Genomic DNA, 16,017 nt, shown 5'->3' with positions numbered 1-16,017 from the left:
TACGCAGTCAATTGGCCATTGCGTACTCACCGAGGATATCCGCCGTCGTAACGACAGGGTGCATCATTTGAACGTGAGCCTTATCGATTACGCTTCGCTTTTCAGGACTCAACGTCAACAGTTCGACGTGAGACGCTGTTTGCATTGTTAGGCGCCCAAGAGCGTAAACGGCGTCTCGATCCTCTACCTGAAGACACACTATCACGTCAGATCCGATTGCAGGAGGTCGGTCGGTTTCGTAGAATAAAATCTCGCCTGGCTGAAAGCGGGGCATCATGGACGATGTACTGCAATAGGTGGCATGAATGTGCCGATAAGCGTAGCCCACCGGTTTATTAAACCGTCTAACCTCCTCCTCTTCGCTAATTGCCATTAGCTCAATCTCTATCTCTTCATACGCATCTTCGCCAAGAGCATAACTTGGATGGCACGATATGTATGATAACTCTACGCGCCTAATAGATACATGCGGTCGAGGTTGGCGCTTAAGGTAAAAACCGGTCTCGGTTAGTTCTTCAATGTCGAAACGGGTTATCGGCGGTTCACCGAATCCTACCAGCGCCTCATACAGTCGATCGGCGAGCGACTTCGGAAGATGAGGTGGATCGTAATCGGCGCTGAAATAACGCTGCAATGACGATGCTGAGCTATATCCCCCCGCGCGAGCAATATTATTTAGCGTCAAACCACTCCGGTCCTTCAAACGGAGTAGCTTCGACCCCATCGTTTCGTTCGACATAAAAACCTCACGTTGCGCGTACGTCATAGCTTGACCCTCGTACGCTAGATACGTATTTGAATGCGTATGACGCAAAAGGTGATATCGGCACTCGGTGGGATCACGCAGGTGTCGCGGCTACTTGGTCACCGGCATCCTTCGACGGTCCAAGGCTGGTGGGAGCGCAATGTGATACCCGCACGGCAGCAACGAGCTGTTCTCGATCTTGCGAGACAGCGTGGCATGGTAATCGAACCGATTGATCTAATCGTATGACTCGGCTTCTGCCTTCGGAGGGCAGCGCTCTGTCGCGAACTACCGCTCATGAGCCAGTGGGTGGTGTCCGCCAGGTCGCGCAAATAGATTATTTGCTTAAGGGACTTACGCGCGACCCGCAGGTAGCTTCTCGGCAAGCTCGTCGATGAGGTCCTCAAAATATCCTGCATTTGCGACGGCGGCGATCTCTGCCGCATCGGCACGCATGTGTGGGTCTTCATCCTCTGACCAGCGCTCAGCGTTCGAGAGCACCTCCGCCTGTACTTCCAGGACAAACCCAAGTCCCAAGCGCCTGCCGAGTACCTGCAAGATGGCGCGGGATATCTGGAACCCGTCATCGGCATGCGGCTCGTACGCCGCTTCCGCATCCCGCCGCCCCCTCTCTTCAATCTCGGCGATGAGCCGAGCCACCTCATCCTTATCCATGACGTCGCCGCCTCTCGCTGCTCTTCAGACCGAGACGATACGCAGAAGGTGCCGAAGCACAAGTCCGGTCGCGGAAGGGCGGCGTCGATGAACCATTCAATCATTGACTGGCACTGTCCCGCGAACGACCTCAATGATGTCGTTCAGCACCCGCTGCGGCGTGCCGTGGATCGTCATCCAGTTCAGATGATCCAGCTCGTCGAGGAACCCGTGCACGACGTCGTTGCCGAGGTCGGCGTTGCGCATGGCGTCCGTCAGCGCCGCGATCAGATTGGCAATCGCGATGACCGTGAGGTCGATCCGTTGCCGCGCTTTTCTGTCTTTCACCATGCAGAGGCATTTGCCGCATGAACGCACCGTACATCCACGGACGCCGTCGTACGTTCTCCGCGTCTGCCGCGGTCGATACACAGAACGCCGTCATCACGTCGATCAAGACCGACGACGGCGCAACGTGGAGCGACATGGGCCGCGTGCTGGGCAAGTCGGAGGACCGGGCGGCGGCGTACGCCAACACCGCCTCTCCGATCGACCTACCGACGTTCCTCGCCGGTTGCCACGAATGGGGCGGCCGGTTCGCGGATCCGCTGCTGGCGCTGGTCGGCGGCCGCTGGGCCGATGCGGGCGCAATCTGCACCGGTGACGAGGCGGCGGCGCTGACGATCGCCAACCTGCTGCCAGCGATCATCGCGATCGAGGCGGACAACCTGACCGAGCCGCATGAGCTGCTGCCGCATGAGGTGCTGATACGCCGGGTTCATGCGCTGACGGCGATCTGGCTCGAGATGATTGCAACCGAGAAAGGGCGCGCACGATGAGCCGTTCAACCGGTCGCGCCGGGCGTGACGCCGCTTTCCGCCAGGCGGTTGATGGGGCCAAGCAGCGGTACAACATCAGCGACGTCGTCGCCCGCACCCGCAAGGTCGTCCGCGCCGGCAAGAACGAGAAGCGCGCCCTGTGTGCCTTCCACGACGAACGCACGCCCTCGATGCAGCTGAACGATGCCAAGGGCACGTATCACTGCTTCGGCTGCAACGCGTCCGGCGACATCGTCAAATACGTGATGACGACCGAGAACATCGGCTTCCTCGACGCGATGAAGTGGCTCGGTGCCGCGAGCTTGCCGGGCGTGGATCCTGCGCAGCGCGCGAAGGCGGCGGCGGAGGACGAGGGTGATCGGCAACGCGCCATCGATCGCGCGCAGTCGGTTTGGGATAAGGCGGTCCCTGCCCCCAGGACGCCCGCCGAAGTCTACCTGCGCGGTCGCGGCATTATCATGCCGATCCCGCACACGATCCGGTTCGCAAGGACGCCGGCTTGGTACGACGACGACAGCGGCCAGTGCGGTCCCGACCTGCCAGCGCTAGTCGGTGCGGTGGTCGACGGCGATGATCGGCTGATCGGCCTGCAGCGGATCTTCCTCGCCGACGGTGGGAAGCAGAAGGCGCGCATGGAGAAGCCCAAGCGCAGCCTGGGTCGGATCAAGGGTGGCGCGCTGCGGATCAACTCGGACGCCGACAGCGTGGGCGACGAGCTAATCGTGACAGAGGGCCCAGAGGATGGGCTTTCGCTTGCGCAGGAGCTTGGCGCTGAGGTCTGGGTCACGCTCGGCACCGCGATGATGCCATACATCGAATACCCTCGTCGTATCGTCTCGATCGTGATCGCAGGCCAGAACGATGCCGCCGGTCGCGCCGCGGTCGAGAAGGTCGAGGAAGAACTGATCGAGCAGGGCTACTCGACCCGGATCATGTGGCCGGCGGACGGCTTCAAGGACTGGAACGACCAGCTGCGGGGCATCCGGGCATGAGCGGCGCGTTCGAAGAGCAGTTCGCGACGGCCGAGACCGCCAGCCCGCTGCACAACGTCGAAGCGGAGATCGGATTTCTCGGTGACCTGCTGGCGAACAACCGGCTGATCGACGAGGTGGCCGATCGCTGCCGGCCCGCCGACTTCTCGGTTCCCCTGTACGGTCGGATCTACGGCAAGATGATCGAGCAATCGACGTCGGGCACGGTCGACGTGGTGACGCTGGCGCCGCACTTCGCCGAGGACGGGGATTGGCCGCGCGCCTACTCGGTGCTGGCCGCTGCCAACCTCAACGCCGGTCCCAAGGCGCGGACCAAAGCGTACTTCGACCAGATCACGATGTTGTCGAGCCGGCGGCGAATGGTCGCAGGTTTGAAGGACGTCGTGGCATCGGCACGCAACCTGTCGGTGACGCGCGAGGAGCTAGTGGCCGACGCCGACGAGGCAGTCGCGGAACTGGCGGAACAAGTCGTCACCGCTCAGGCTTCCGTCGGCGAGTATGCGCAGGCCGTCATCGACAGCTTCGGCAAGCCGATCATCGGCGTCCGGTGCGGGACAATCAACTCGCTAGACGGTGCGATCGGCGTGCTACGCCCGTCCAACCTAGTCGTCGTTGGTGGTCGCCCTGGCATGGGCAAGACATCGCTGGTGACGTCGTACTCGATCGGCGCGGCCGGCATGGGTCACGGCGTCCTGATCTTTTCGCTCGAGATGAGCGCCGACGAACTTACCCGGCGCATGCTCGCCGACATGACCTTCTCGCCCCGCGGCGGCGTACCGTACGAGCATGTCCGCGACGGTACCGTGCGACCGCATGAGATGGGCGCAATGATGGCCGCCAAGGCGCGGTTCGACGAGCTGCCGATCGAGATCAACGAGACGTCCGGCCTGACGCTGGCCAAGCTGATCCGCCAGGCGCGCAGCCACAAGCGCCGCCTCGCCGCGAAGGGCGAGAAGCTCGAACTGGTCGTCGTCGATTACCTCCAGCTGATGGCGCACAGCCGCAAGGGCATGTCGCCCTATGAGCACGCGAGCGAGGTCAGCGTCGGGCTCAAGCAATTCGCCAAGTCCGAGGGCCTCGTGGTGATGGCGGTGGCGCAGCTCAGCCGCGACGTCGAGAAGCGTCCGGACAAGCGGCCGATGCCATCCGACCTCCGCGACAGCGGCCAGATCGAGCAGGACGCCGACGTGATCCTCTTCGTCTACCGCGAGGAAGAATACCTGAAGAAGCAGGAACCGGAGGATCAGTTCGGCGCCAAGTACGAGGCGTGGCGAACCGACATGGAAGCCGTGCGCAACAAGGTCGAGTTCCTCGTTCCCAAGCGCCGCAGCGGCCCCTCGGGCAAGGCCCTGGGCTGGTTCTTCGGCGCAAACTCAGCCGTCCGCGGCAGCGATTTCTACAGTTCCAGGGAAGGTGCATAGCGATGCCGAACGTTGATCTGCCTGCACCCCTCACACCCATTGATTGTGATCTGAGGGACTTCGCTTTCATGCCGCTCGACACCGTGCGCCTGCTCGATAGCGACATGTTCGCGTTGTCGACCGGCGACGAGTTCAAGGCAGCGATGACGCTTTGGTGCAAGGCGTGGCAACAAGTCCCGGCGGGCAGTCTCCCAGCCGACGACCGGGTGCTTGCCCACCTTTCGGGAGCGGGCGCCAAATGGGCAAAGTTGAAGACGATCGCGTTGCGAGGCTTCATCGAGTGCAGCGACGGTCGTTTGTATCATCCGATCGTTTGCGAGAAAGCGACCGAGGCCTGGGCCAAGAAATTGTCGTACCGGGCACGCTCCAAGAAGGGGAACAGCAAGCGTTGGGGATCCCAAAAGGATGAGCAAGAGCAATCCCAAAGCGATCCTTCAGGGACAACTCTAGGAGTCCTTGAGCCTCCCAAGGGACAGGGAGAGGGACAGAAGAAAGATTCCGTTACTATCGTAACGGGCGCCGTGCCGTCACCGATCGATCCGAAAAAGGCTCTGTTCGACGCTGGTGTTGCGCTGCTGGGAGAGGCTGGCCTGTCGGCGAAGTCCGCCCGGGCCCTGATCGCGAAGTGGTTCAACGCTCACGGCGAGGAGGCGACGAACGCGGCATTGCTCAGCGCGGCCGGCCGAGCCGAACCCGTGTCGTGGATCGAAGCGCGGTTGCGGACGAAGGTCGCGGCGCAAGACGAAGCCCGGGAGGCCAGTCGGTCAACCGCCGAACGTTACCGGCGGATGGCCATACCCGGTCCGCCGGCCGAACAGCGGAAGCTGGAGGAGCACGCGTGATTGCCGCATGCCCCCTGCCCGGGTCATTCCTCGGGGCCGCTCCGCGACGTGTCGAGGTCAATGTCCTCGCCGGCATTGCCACCGCCAGCGCCCGATCCGCTCCCGTGGACCTCACCGGTTTTGTTGTCGATGTAGGCACGCTTGCCGGCTTCCGGCGGGATGTCGCGACCGTCGGCAGGTTCGTCGGCGCCGGCGTCGTGCGCACCGTCACGATTCTGCAGGTGGCGTTCGGCCGCGTGGTTTGCGCTGTCGTACTCGTCGCCGGAGTAGCCTTCGCCCTTGCCGAAGCCGTCCGCGGTTCGATCGGCGTCGCCGGATTTAAGGCTTACGTTGTCGACGGGCTCGGGTGTGCTGCGGTCGGTCATTGCGATCTCCTCTGGTCCGGCACGTCCAACGCGCAACAAGCCCGACTGGGCACCAGTATGTCCGCTAATCGGCAAGCAGCGGACGCTGACGCTCGCGACGAAGCGGCGAGTCCCCCTGTCGGGTCATTTCTCAGAACAGCGGTCCGGCCCGTCGTCGCCGCCAAGTGTGCCGAAATCTGCGATCACGATATCACCTCGCGCCCATTGCCCGAGCATGGTGAGGTAACGAGCACGTTCCGCGAGGGAACCGTTGATTGGATGATCACTCGCTGGCTCAGAGCGGCGGTCACTCGGCATTCGGCGCTCCTCCTGAAAGAAATGAACAATCAGTCAAAGAACCTAATCTCGATCTATTTATATCGTCTTTACAAAGGTTTGGTTTCGGTCGGGCACCTGTCGCCATTGGGCCCGTCAAGAAGCCGAACAAAATCATTGGCATTCACAACTCGGCACGGGGGCTGAACGATGGCACGGGGACCAAAAGCCAGCACGAAAATCAAGCGAGTTCAGAAGTCACCGGCGGAGCGCCTGGCCGACGCAGTGACAGCGAAGGGCGAAGCGATCGGCGTGCCTGCGATTCAGATTGCGCGAGGCCTGCACGCCGTCGTCAACGTGCCCTTGCGCGACGCCGATCGGGTCGTGACCGAGCACACGCTGATCAACCGGGGCGGTACGCCTGTCGCGCGCTGGAAGGCCGCTAAGTTGCTGTCCGATAGCCAGGCCGCGGCGATCGATCACTGCGAGGCGCTTTGGGCGAGGCTCGGTGGCAAAGGGCTGGTCATGGATCTGTCGCGCATCCCCGGCGCAGGGCAGGGCAACGGGTGGTCAGAGCAGGAAGCTCTCGACGATCTGAAGCGGATAAAGGGCTATTTTCCAAACAAATACTGGGCAGTTTACGAGAACGTTTGCCGTTTCGACGAGCCGGCTGGATTTGCGGGTTCGGCCCTTACCGAATGTCGGAATGATCAAGTGGCCGCAGCACGAACGACAGTTCAATTTGTCGCTGACGTCATCGCGATGAAAGAGCGGCTATTCTAATTCGAGAAGCCCCCGGCATGGCAGCGCCGGGGGCTCCGCGCTCACTTCTTGACTGGGATTCCCGTCACAACGCTGGGCGACGCGGCAGGCGCGACGATCATGGGCGCAGATGCCGGCACGACAGCTACCGAAACGTCCTCGTCGATGAACGCATTGACCGGCGCACCAAGCGGGATGTCAGCGCTTGTACCGGTCATGAAGAACCCGGCGATCGGCAGCAGGGCCACGGCGCCAACGACACCGGCGGTCCCCGTCGTCCCCTTGTCATCGAGCGATCCGGTCAGCCGGATCTGGCGGCCGTTCGCGCGAACGTACAGCACGCGGGCGTTGATGCGGCCCGACTTGCCCCACATGCCCTTATTGCGGACCTCAGTGATCTCGCCGACAGCCGGACTGCCAGCCGGAATCACGACGTTGCCATCAACCATGATGGGTTCGGCGGTCTCGAGCTGAAACCGCTGGCCGACCTTCAGCTTCTTGCCTTTGGTCGTCAGTCCTTCGGACATCTTCAGCGGGACGGAACTGCCGGCCCGTAACGTTCCAGTCGTTGTCGCGGCGACGGCGGCCGGTGCGGTCTGCGCATGAACGACAGGCGTAGCAATAGTGAGCGCGCAAACGAACGCGCCGATGGCGATTTTCATTGGTATCCCCCTCTGAGTCGGCCTCCCCAGGCCGAATGCGAAAATCCTGAGGAGAAAGTAGAGCGCGGTCAACCACATAGAACATCCATAATGGATGCTTGTAAGCTGTTGACGGCGTCCCCCCCGCAACGTAGATAGATGACCAGTTGTTAGAGCCGCGCCTGCGAGGGTTGCGGCTCTTGTCGTATGTGCCACTGGAGGGCGTCATGTGACGACACGGTATCAGCCAACCACCGCCGATCATGTCGAGGCCATCGGCATGCGCGTGCTGCGTATCGCCGAGGACATGGCCTCAGGGTAACGTCACCAGGGCCGCAGCGAGCGCCTGATCGAGGAGGCTGAGCAGGCAGCGATCGACCTACGGGCTGCCGTGCGCGGGCGCTGACTGTCCGCCGAGTATTCAAACCAGCGGGGCTAACCCTCTAACCTGAGGCGATTTTCGAGGCGCATCGACCGGCCTCGACCCGGTCATCCCACATCGTGGGACGGCCCCCTTGGGTCCTTCCGGGCCTCCTGGATTATACGGGGGGCAAAGGCGCGGAAAGTTTCTAGGCGCAAGATCGGCCTAAGTGCCGCCGCCTAAGTATAGTTTTTGGCAGTTTTCCGCCGTTCGCAAATAACGGGAGGCGGCAATTTCAAGTCTAGACACTGTCACCTTGACGCGCGCTGACGTCGCATGGCTCGTCGGCATGTCCGACAGCTGGGTTCGCGATCGTATGCAGGCAGGGGATTTTCCCCGTCCCGGCGAAACCGCCGAGCAGTACGTCGAGGCCTTCGTCAACTTCCGCCTCGGCAAGGCAGGCGACAATGCGGATGGCCTGAACCTCGAGGATGAGCGCGCGCGCCTGGCGAAAGAGCAGGCCGACGCGAAGGCAATGGATAACGCGGAGCGCAGGCGCGAGCTTGCTTCTCTGCCAGACATGGTCGCCGCAGGTGCCGGCGTGATCGTGATGATCGTCGCCCAGCTTCAGCAGGTCGGTTCCCGCGTCAGCAAAGGCGACGTCAAACTCCGCGCTCGGATCGATACCGAGATCAACAACGTCCTCACCGACTTGAGCATGGCCCGGATCGAAGAGGCGCGCGGCGGGGGCTTTGATGACGACGAGCCCGACGACGACGGAGGTAACTGAACCGTACAGCGCCCCCGGCGCTCACGGTGTAGCGCTCGCGCAGGGTTGGTTGGCGGCATGCAAGCCGCGCGATCGGCCCCCGCTTTCCAAGTTCATGACCGAGCACGCCCGTTCCGATGACGGGGCGAGGATCCGGCCATTCCCGTTTCAGGCGGATATCGCCGATGCGTTCACCGACCCAGAGACGTCGCAGCTATCGGTCAGAAAGAGCAGCCGCATTGGTTACTCGACGATCCTGCAGTGCTTCGTCGCGTGGCGCATCGCTCACGATCCCGCGCGGACGCTGATCTATCAGCCCACGATCGATGACGCAGAGAAGTTCAGCCGGGATGATCTTGATCCGGTCCTGCAATGGGCCGTCGTGCGTAAGGTCGCGACGTTTAAGCCGCGGCATGCCGACAACCAGATCAGGGCCAAGCGGTACAAAGGCGGCTGGATACAGATCAAGGGCGCTAACAGCCCGAAAGAGTTTCGCCGCGTCACCGCGGACGACGTGTTTCTTGAAGAGTGCGACGGATACCCCTGGGCAACCAAGGAAGAGGGCGACCCCGCCCGCCTCGCCTTCAAGCGCAACCTGACATCGCCGCGGCGCTTCAGCGCTGCCGGTTCGACGCCGAAGGTGAAAGGCTTCAGTCGGATCGACGCCTTGTTCGAACAGGGCAGCCAGGAATTCCGATACGTCCCCTGCCCGCATTGCGGACACGTTCAAACGCTGGTGTTCGGCGACGGCACTGGCGCAGGAATCAGATGGGAGCCGAAGGAACATCCGACCCGCGCCTGGTATCAGTGCGAGCAGGGCTGTGAGATCGACGAAGCCGAGAAGCCTTGGATGGACGAGAACGGCGAGTGGCGCGCCCACAACCCGATCGCGTTTCCCCGGCACCGCTCGTTCCATATCTGGGCGGCGTACAGTCAGCACCCAGGCGCCGCGTGGCTGGAGATCGCGCGCGAGTTCATGGAGGTCCGCAAGGACCCGAACCTCCTGCGGACGTGGGTTAACCAGGTCCTCGGCGAGGCATGGGCGGAGCGCGGCGAGGCGCCGGAATGGCAGCGCCTCTATGATCGCCGGGAGAAGTCCATGCGGCTCGGCACCCCATCGGCGAAAGCCGGCCTGCTGATTGGCGCGGCGGACGTTCAGCGTGGCGGCGGGGGGCGTATCGATCTTGACGTGTGGGCGTTCGGTCCGGCCGGGCGTCGCGAGTTCGTAGAGCGCATCGAGGTTTTTGGGTCGATATCCGACAAGGCAACGTGGAAGAAGCTCGACGAGCAGATCTCGCGGACATGGTCGACGGAAGACGGTCGGTCGCTTCGCCTCGCCCGCGTCGCGATCGATTCCGGCGACGGCGAGAACACCATGGAGGTTTACAGCTGGGCTCGCCGCCATCCGGGCTTCGCCATGGCCGTCAAGGGGCGGCACGCGATCGCTGCCAACCAGCCTATCGGCGCGCCGAGTTGGCAGGATGTCACGGTCAATGGGCGAAAGCTGAAGAAGGGCGTCCGGCTCTGGAACATCGGCACATCGATGTTGAAGCTCGAGCTATTCGGCGACCTCGAAAAGGATAAGCCGGTCGACGGCGAGGCTTACCTCGATGGCTACGTCTACCTGCCGGACGGCACGACCGACGAATGGATCAAGCAGTTGGTTGCCGAAGAGCTTCGGATGATCCGGCTACGCAGCGGCGGGTTCCGGCGCGAATGGCACAAGGTTCGGGATCGCAATGAGGCTCTTGATAACGCGGTATACGCCCGCGCGGTCGCCTTCTCGTTAGGTGTGGATCGCTGGCGGGACCTGGACTGGCAGAAGGCCCGCGGCGACTTCACAAAACCTAACGCAGTAGCTGAGCGGCAAGTCGCGGCTGCCGAGAAGAAGGCGGACGCTCTTCGCGCTGACATCCAAAGCCAGCGCATGTCGGACTCTCGCACGGTGTCGTCGCCGCGGGCGAAGAAACAGAACCCGTTCACCAGCAACCGAAGGAGGTAGGCATGGCATACCAGCAGACCGATCTCGACAAGCTCCACTCGACCCTCGTCGCCGTAGCGACCGGTGCTCAGAAGGTGCGGTTCGCAGATGGTCGCGAGACCACCTTCCAGACGGTCGAAGCCGTGTCCGCGGCAATCGCCGTCGTCGACGCGCAGCTGAAGATGCAGGCGCGGGCACTGAGCGGCACTAACCGCTTCCGCGTGCCGTATTACCGCAGCGGCCTATAAGAATGGCTGAGCGCACCCTTATCGATCGGTTGTTCCGGCGTCCGGCTGCGGCACCGGCCCCAGTCCAGCCCCCGCGGCAACGCATCGCGCGTGGCGGCCCGCGTGCGGAATATGACGGCGCCACGTTCGGACGCCGCGCGGCGGGCTGGCGGCGGACGCAACGCGACGCGAACGGCGAGCTGTCGCCGGCGGTCGCCGCGGCGCTGCGCGGCATTGCTCGCGACCTAGTGCGTAACAATCCCTTCGCCGCGCGCGGCGTGTCCACGATCGCCAACAACCTCGTCGGCACCGGCATCACGTTCCAGGTCTACCGCGACGGCAAGATCGACAACCTGTTGAACGCGAAGGCGCGCGCACACTTCGATACCAGCGCGTGCGACAGCGGCGGCCGGCATGATCTCTACGGCCTTCAGCTGCAGGCCGCGCGGACGATCGTCGAAAGCGGCGCCGTGGTGGTGCGGCGCCGTTGGCGCCGGGCATCGGACGGCTTGCCGCTCCCGGTACAGCTTCAGGTTCTCGAGCCGGACTATATCGACCCGTCAAAGCATGGCCCGCTAGAAACCGCGCCCGGGGTGAACGGCGGCTTCCTCGTCAACGGCGTCCAGTTCAACCCGATCGGCGCGCGGGAGGGCTACTGGCTGTATAACGGCCACCCCGGCAGCGCGCGGCCTTCCTCGCTCGGTTCGACATTCATCAAGGCGGTGGACGTCGCCCATGTATTCCGCGCCGATCGCCCTGAGATGGAGCACGGGGCGACTTGGCTGGCTCCGATCGTTCTGCGGATGAAAGACTTCGCGGACTTCGAAGACGCGCAACTCACTCGCCAGAAACTGGCGTCAGCTTTCGTCGGCTTCGTCACTGGTGAGGACGACGGCGGTGTCATTCCAGGCATCCAAACCGAGGACGGCGTCAGCCCCGACGACCGCGAGCCCCTCGATTATATCGAGCCTGGAACGTTCCAGTACGGCCGACCCGGGGAAGAGGTGACGTTCTCGTCGCCCCCAGGGGTCGACGGGTATGCCGACTATACCAAGGTCTCGCTGCGCGCGATCGCGGCCGGCCTGGGTGTTCCATACGAGGCGCTGACCGGCGACCTGTCGAACGTCAATTTCTCGTCGGGCCGAATGGGCTGGCTGGAATATCAGCGCTCGCTGGCTGCCTGGCAGTGGACCATGTTCATCCCGCAATTCTGCGGCGCGGTCAGCGCGTGGATGATCGAGGCGCTTGAGTTCGTGGGCGAAAACGTCTCCGGAGTTACCGTCCGCTGGACACCCCCCGGCCGGGAAATGATCAATCCGTCGGACGAGGTGAAGGCATCGCGAGACGCGATCCGCGCTGGTGGCAAGACGATCTCGCAGTGGGCGCGCGAGCGCGGCGAGGATCCCGACACGTTCCTCGCCGAGGCGATTGCCGACTTCAAGAAGCTCGATGAGCTCGGGCTAGTCTTCGACTGCGATCCGCGTCGCGTGACCGCAGTCGGCAACCCTGCAGAAGCAGCGCCATCCGCGCCCAAGGAGTCCTGATATGACCGACATCCTGATTTACGGGATCGTGGGCGACGAGTGGGACGGCCTCGACGCCAAGACCCTCTTCGGCCTGATCGCGAGCAGCGACGACGACCTCGTCGTTCGCATCAACTCCCCCGGCGGCTACGTCATGGAGGGGCTGGCGATCTACAACGCGCTCGCCAGCGCCAAAGGCGCGGGCCGCAAAGTCACGATTCATATCGACGGCCTCGCCGCTTCGATGGCGTCCGTAATCGCCATGATCGGCGACGAGATCATCATGGCCGATAATTCTTTGCTGATGATCCACAATCCCTGGGATGTGGCCATCGGCGATGCGCGCGAGCTCCGCGCCGCTGCCGACAAGCTCGACGTCATCCGCGATCAGCTGGTCCGCATTTATTCCGGTCAGACCGGGCTTACGGCCGACGAGATCGTCCCGATGCTCGATGCCGAGACGTGGCTCACCTCCGAGCAGGCGCTCGAGCAGAAATTCATCACGTCCGTAACCGAGGCGTCCAGCGCCGCGGCCTGCGACGTCACTGCATTCGGGTTCCGCAAGGCCCCGGAAACCCCGCGCATCTCCGCAATGGCGATGATCGGCAAGCCAAAAGCGGCCGCGTCCGCTCCTCAACGTCCACAGGAGACAACCATGGACCTCTATAAGACCCGCGCGGCGCTGGTTGCCGCGATCGACAAGTACCAAAAGGAGGGCGGCACGCAGAATGAGATCGATAAGATCGTCAATTCCGCGGCCGCGCTCGATGCCAAGGACGCCCTGCCCTCGACCGGCGCGCTTGCCCTGGCTGCCGCGGCAACTGCCAGCACCGCAAATGCGGCTCAGTCGAGCGACGTGCAGGCTGCGATCGCAACCGAGCGCACGCGCATCGGCGGCATCCGCTCGCTGGGCACGAAGCACGGCATGACCGCGGCATTCATCGACGACCTCGTCAACGGTGATACCACGCTTGCCGCGGCGCGCGAGAAGATCCTCGACAAGCTCGCCGAGGGCGGTGACGCTGCCAACGTCGGCCACAACAGCCCGGCCCGCGTCACGGTCGATCAGCGCGACAAGTTTCGGGAAGGCGCGACCAACTGGCTGCTCGTCAAGGCGGGCGTCGCCCATCTTGTCGAGAAGGCGCACGCTCTCGCTCATCCCGGCGAAAAGGCGCTGAAGATCGATCCGGGTGAGTTCCGCGGCATGCGCAACGTCGACCTGGCGCGGGAATCACTGGAGAACGCCGGCACCAACACCCGCTCGATGCGCGACCCCGACATGATCGTCCGCCACGCGATGACCTCGCAGGCAGCCGTCATCACGCAGACGACCAGCGACTTCCCCGTCCTGTTCGAGAACGCGATCCACCGCATCCTGCAGGCGGCCTATGCCACCACGCCGGACACCTGGACCCGCTTCTGCGGCATCGGCACCGTGACGGACTTCCGTCCGCACACGCGGTACCTGCGCGGCAGCTTCGGTGCGCTCGATCAGGTGAACGAGGCTGGCGAATTCAAGAACAAGCCGATCCCAGACCTCGCCCGCGAGATGATCGTTGCCAAGACGGTCGGCAACATGATCAACCTGAGCCGCCAGGCGATCGTGAACGACGACATGGACGTGTTCTCCGGCCTCGCCGTGGATCTCGGCCGCGCCGCCAAGCTGACGATCGAGGTCGACGTCTACGCGCTGCTGAACAGCAACCCCGTAATGAACGACGGACTCCCGCTGTTCGACGCCGCGCACGGCAACCTCGCGGCGACCGGCGCAGCGCCTTCGGTCGCGGCATTCGATGCCATGGACGCTGCCATGGGCGCCCAGAAGGACATCAGCGGCAACGAGTATCTGGAGATCGGCCTTGATCGCCTGCTCGTGCCGCGCAGCCTGCGCGGTGCTGCAATCACCATCAACGGGAGCGAGTACGACCCCGATGCGGTGAACAAGCTGCAGAAGCCGAACATCGTGAAGGGCCTGCTCAGCGATGTCATCGCCACGCAGCGCCTGACCGGCCCAGCCTATTACGGCTTCGCCGATCCGAGCACCGCGCCGGCACTCGAGGTGGTCTTCCTCAACGGGGTGACCGAGCCGTTCACCGACAGCCAGGACGGCTGGCGCGTCGACGGTGTCGAGTGGAAGGTCCGCCACGACTACGGCACCGGCGCGGTCAACTACCGCTCGGCGTACAAGCAGCCGGGCGCCTGATCGGCCCCGTCTGAGAAATAGGAGGGCAGCTGCGCGCTGCTCTCCTGCATCTGGAGATATCCCATGAAGTTCATCACGCTCTTGAGCGCCGCCTATGTCGGCGGCGTTCTCCGGCATCCCCATGAGGGTTCGATCCCCGTGTCGGACGCCGATGCCAAACGCCTCGTCGACGACGAGAAGCTCGCCGAAGACGTCACCGAAGGCTTCTCGGACGAGCAGGTCGCGGAGGTACCCGAGGAAGCGATCACGATAGCGAGCGGCCAAGTCCCCGCGGCCGAGCTCAGCAACCCTCACCTCTCGCAGGTCGCCCCGGCGGCCACCCCCGAAGCAAAGCCCGCCCGCAAGGGCGCGGCCTCGAAGGAGTAAGCCAGCATGGCACGTAATTTCGTCCAGCCGGGTGACACGCTCACCCTCACCGCGCCGCGCGCCCTCGCGAGCGGCGACGGTTTCATGGTCGGCGGCATCTTCGCCGTTGCTCTTGCAGCGGCTGCGATTGGTAAGCCGGTCGAGGCGCGGCGCGTCGGAGTCTGGGACCTGACCAAGGCGGCCGGCGCGGCGTGGACCGCAGGGCAGAAGCTCTACTGGGACAACACCGCGTTCAACGTCACCACGACCGCGAACGCCAACCTGATCGGTGCCGCCACACAGGCAGCCGCGTCAGCGGCCGTCACCGGTCGCGTGCTGCTCACCGGCCAGATCGCCGCCTAACCCACCGGGGTTCCCTCCCCTTGACCCGGTGGAAACTGACGGGCGGCGTGGGCGACACGTCGCCCGTCCATTGTATGGAGCGATCCCCCATGAAGAAGATCACCATCTTCGGCCCGACGATCGTGGCTGGAGAAATCCGCCATCCCCACGAAGGCGCGATCACCGTGTCGAATAAGGAGGCCAGCCGCCTCGCGCTTGCGGGTGTGCTCGCTGGCGATGCCGAGGACGCTGAGGGCGACCATCATGACGACGCGGAGCCGGTCGGCGATGGCCTGGATGCGATGCTCGTCGACGACCTCAAGGCGCTTGCCGCGCTCGAAACTGTCGACCTGACCGGCGCCAACCGCAAGGACGACATCATCGCCGCGATCCGCGCGCATCGTGCGGCGAAGACCGACTGATATGGACCCGTTCGCCCTCGCTCTCGACGCCCTGTTTATGGCGCCAGGATCGGCGGCGGCCGTGTTCCAGCCGGCGGACGGTGTGCCGGTCAATGTCCGTGTGATCCGCAGCGCGCCAGATCGCGATACCGGGTTCGGGCAAGGCCGCGTGATCGACAACGCCGGCACCATTTTGGAACTGCGGAGGTCCGACGTTGAGACTCCGCAGCCCGGCGATTTCGTCGTGATCGGCGGCGAGATAGTCGACGGCCAGGTCACCGGCGGCGACGTCTTCACGCTGTTCGGAGACCCGGTGCTCGACCTCGAGCGGATCGGCTGGACCTGCGGC

General features: G+C 63.7%; 20 protein-coding genes. 15 read left to right on the top strand and 5 right to left on the bottom strand.

Going from position 1 to position 16,017, the window contains the following annotated elements:
* Positions 1-7: 7 nt before the first annotated feature.
* Positions 8-634, bottom strand: a complete 627-nt coding sequence (locus tag O6Y00_RS09115; RefSeq protein WP_353442281.1) for a hypothetical protein — start codon at positions 632-634, stop codon at positions 8-10.
* A 165-nt stretch (positions 635-799) separates the two neighbouring features.
* On the opposite strand from O6Y00_RS09115, the gene O6Y00_RS09110 reads away from it, so the two are divergent.
* A complete protein-coding gene (locus O6Y00_RS09110) occupies positions 800-994 on the top strand; it encodes a carph-isopro domain-containing protein (protein ID WP_353442279.1) in 195 nt (64 codons plus the stop codon).
* 105 nt (positions 995-1,099) lie between these two features.
* Here the strand turns inward: O6Y00_RS09110 and O6Y00_RS09105 are convergent, their stop codons facing one another.
* Complete coding sequence (locus O6Y00_RS09105) at positions 1,100-1,420, bottom strand: hypothetical protein (protein WP_353442278.1); 321 nt, start codon at positions 1,418-1,420, stop codon at positions 1,100-1,102.
* 96 nt (positions 1,421-1,516) lie between these two features.
* The gene (locus O6Y00_RS09100) at positions 1,517-1,777 is read right to left on the bottom strand and encodes a hypothetical protein (RefSeq protein ID WP_353442277.1); all 261 of its coding nucleotides are present in this window, start codon (positions 1,775-1,777) and stop codon (positions 1,517-1,519) included.
* Between O6Y00_RS09100 and O6Y00_RS09095 the strand changes: the two genes are divergently transcribed.
* The 4 genes from O6Y00_RS09095 to O6Y00_RS09080 all read left to right on the top strand — a co-directional run bounded on the left by O6Y00_RS09095 (position 1,768) and on the right by O6Y00_RS09080 (position 5,493).
* Positions 1,768-2,238 carry a hypothetical protein gene (locus O6Y00_RS09095; RefSeq protein ID WP_353442276.1) on the top strand — a complete coding sequence of 157 codons (471 nt, stop codon included), beginning with the start codon at positions 1,768-1,770 and terminating at the stop codon, positions 2,236-2,238. The genes O6Y00_RS09100 and O6Y00_RS09095 overlap by 10 nt on opposite strands.
* Entirely contained in the window at positions 2,235-3,230 is a 996-nt protein-coding gene (locus O6Y00_RS09090) for a DUF7146 domain-containing protein (protein WP_353442275.1), read from the top strand. Before O6Y00_RS09095 ends, O6Y00_RS09090 begins: the two co-directional genes overlap by 4 nt.
* Entirely contained in the window at positions 3,227-4,651 is a 1,425-nt protein-coding gene (locus O6Y00_RS09085; RefSeq protein WP_353442274.1) for a replicative DNA helicase, read from the top strand. The genes O6Y00_RS09090 and O6Y00_RS09085 overlap by 4 nt, the downstream gene beginning before the upstream one ends.
* 68 nt (positions 4,652-4,719) lie before the next feature.
* A complete protein-coding gene (locus tag O6Y00_RS09080) occupies positions 4,720-5,493 on the top strand; it encodes a DUF1376 domain-containing protein (RefSeq protein WP_353442273.1) in 774 nt (257 codons plus the stop codon).
* Positions 5,494-5,516: 23 nt separating this feature from the next.
* On the opposite strand, the gene O6Y00_RS09075 is transcribed toward O6Y00_RS09080, so the two are convergent.
* Positions 5,517-5,858, bottom strand: a complete 342-nt coding sequence (locus tag O6Y00_RS09075; RefSeq protein WP_353442272.1) for a hypothetical protein — start codon at positions 5,856-5,858, stop codon at positions 5,517-5,519.
* Between the two features lie 465 nt (positions 5,859-6,323).
* Here O6Y00_RS09075 and O6Y00_RS09070 point away from each other — a divergent pair, with 465 nt between their 5' ends.
* Positions 6,324-6,896: a hypothetical protein gene (locus O6Y00_RS09070; protein ID WP_353442271.1), complete on the top strand. Its 573-nt coding sequence runs from the start codon at positions 6,324-6,326 to the stop codon at positions 6,894-6,896.
* A gap of 41 nt (positions 6,897-6,937) precedes the next feature.
* Here the strand turns inward: O6Y00_RS09070 and O6Y00_RS09065 are convergent, their stop codons facing one another.
* Entirely contained in the window at positions 6,938-7,537 is a 600-nt protein-coding gene (locus O6Y00_RS09065; protein ID WP_353442270.1) for a hypothetical protein, read from the bottom strand.
* Positions 7,538-8,226: 689 nt separating this feature from the next.
* Here O6Y00_RS09065 and O6Y00_RS09060 point away from each other — a divergent pair.
* From O6Y00_RS09060 to O6Y00_RS09020, 9 genes are all read left to right on the top strand, one after another.
* A complete protein-coding gene (locus O6Y00_RS09060; protein WP_353442269.1) occupies positions 8,227-8,667 on the top strand; it encodes a terminase in 441 nt (146 codons plus the stop codon).
* 94 nt (positions 8,668-8,761) lie between these two features.
* Entirely contained in the window at positions 8,762-10,648 is a 1,887-nt protein-coding gene (locus O6Y00_RS09055; RefSeq protein WP_353442268.1) for a phage terminase large subunit family protein, read from the top strand.
* 2 nt (positions 10,649-10,650) lie between these two features.
* Positions 10,651-10,875, top strand: a complete 225-nt coding sequence (locus O6Y00_RS09050; protein WP_353442267.1) for a hypothetical protein — start codon at positions 10,651-10,653, stop codon at positions 10,873-10,875.
* Positions 10,876-10,877: 2 nt separating this feature from the next.
* On the top strand, positions 10,878-12,398 hold the full coding sequence (locus O6Y00_RS09045; RefSeq protein WP_353442266.1) for a phage portal protein: 1,521 nt from the start codon (positions 10,878-10,880) through the stop codon (positions 12,396-12,398).
* A 1-nt stretch (position 12,399) separates the two neighbouring features.
* Positions 12,400-14,580, top strand: coding sequence for a ClpP-like prohead protease/major capsid protein fusion protein (locus O6Y00_RS09040; RefSeq protein WP_353442265.1), 2,181 nt, complete (start codon positions 12,400-12,402; stop codon positions 14,578-14,580).
* Between the two features lie 63 nt (positions 14,581-14,643).
* Entirely contained in the window at positions 14,644-14,946 is a 303-nt protein-coding gene (locus O6Y00_RS09035) for a hypothetical protein (protein WP_353442264.1), read from the top strand.
* Positions 14,947-14,952: 6 nt separating this feature from the next.
* Positions 14,953-15,288 carry a DUF2190 family protein gene (locus tag O6Y00_RS09030; protein ID WP_353442263.1) on the top strand — a complete coding sequence of 112 codons (336 nt, stop codon included), beginning with the start codon at positions 14,953-14,955 and terminating at the stop codon, positions 15,286-15,288.
* Between the two features lie 89 nt (positions 15,289-15,377).
* On the top strand, positions 15,378-15,689 hold the full coding sequence (locus tag O6Y00_RS09025) for a hypothetical protein (protein WP_353442262.1): 312 nt from the start codon (positions 15,378-15,380) through the stop codon (positions 15,687-15,689).
* A gap of 1 nt (position 15,690) precedes the next feature.
* On the top strand, positions 15,691-16,017 hold a 327-nt coding region (locus tag O6Y00_RS09020; protein ID WP_353442261.1), incomplete at its 3' end, for a head-tail joining protein.

Source organism: Sphingomonas faeni (genome assembly GCF_040407565.1).
GTDB lineage: Bacteria > Pseudomonadota > Alphaproteobacteria > Sphingomonadales > Sphingomonadaceae > Sphingomonas > Sphingomonas faeni_F.
The sequence above is the reverse complement of the archived record's forward strand: the minus strand, read 5'-3'. Positions and strand labels throughout refer to the sequence as shown.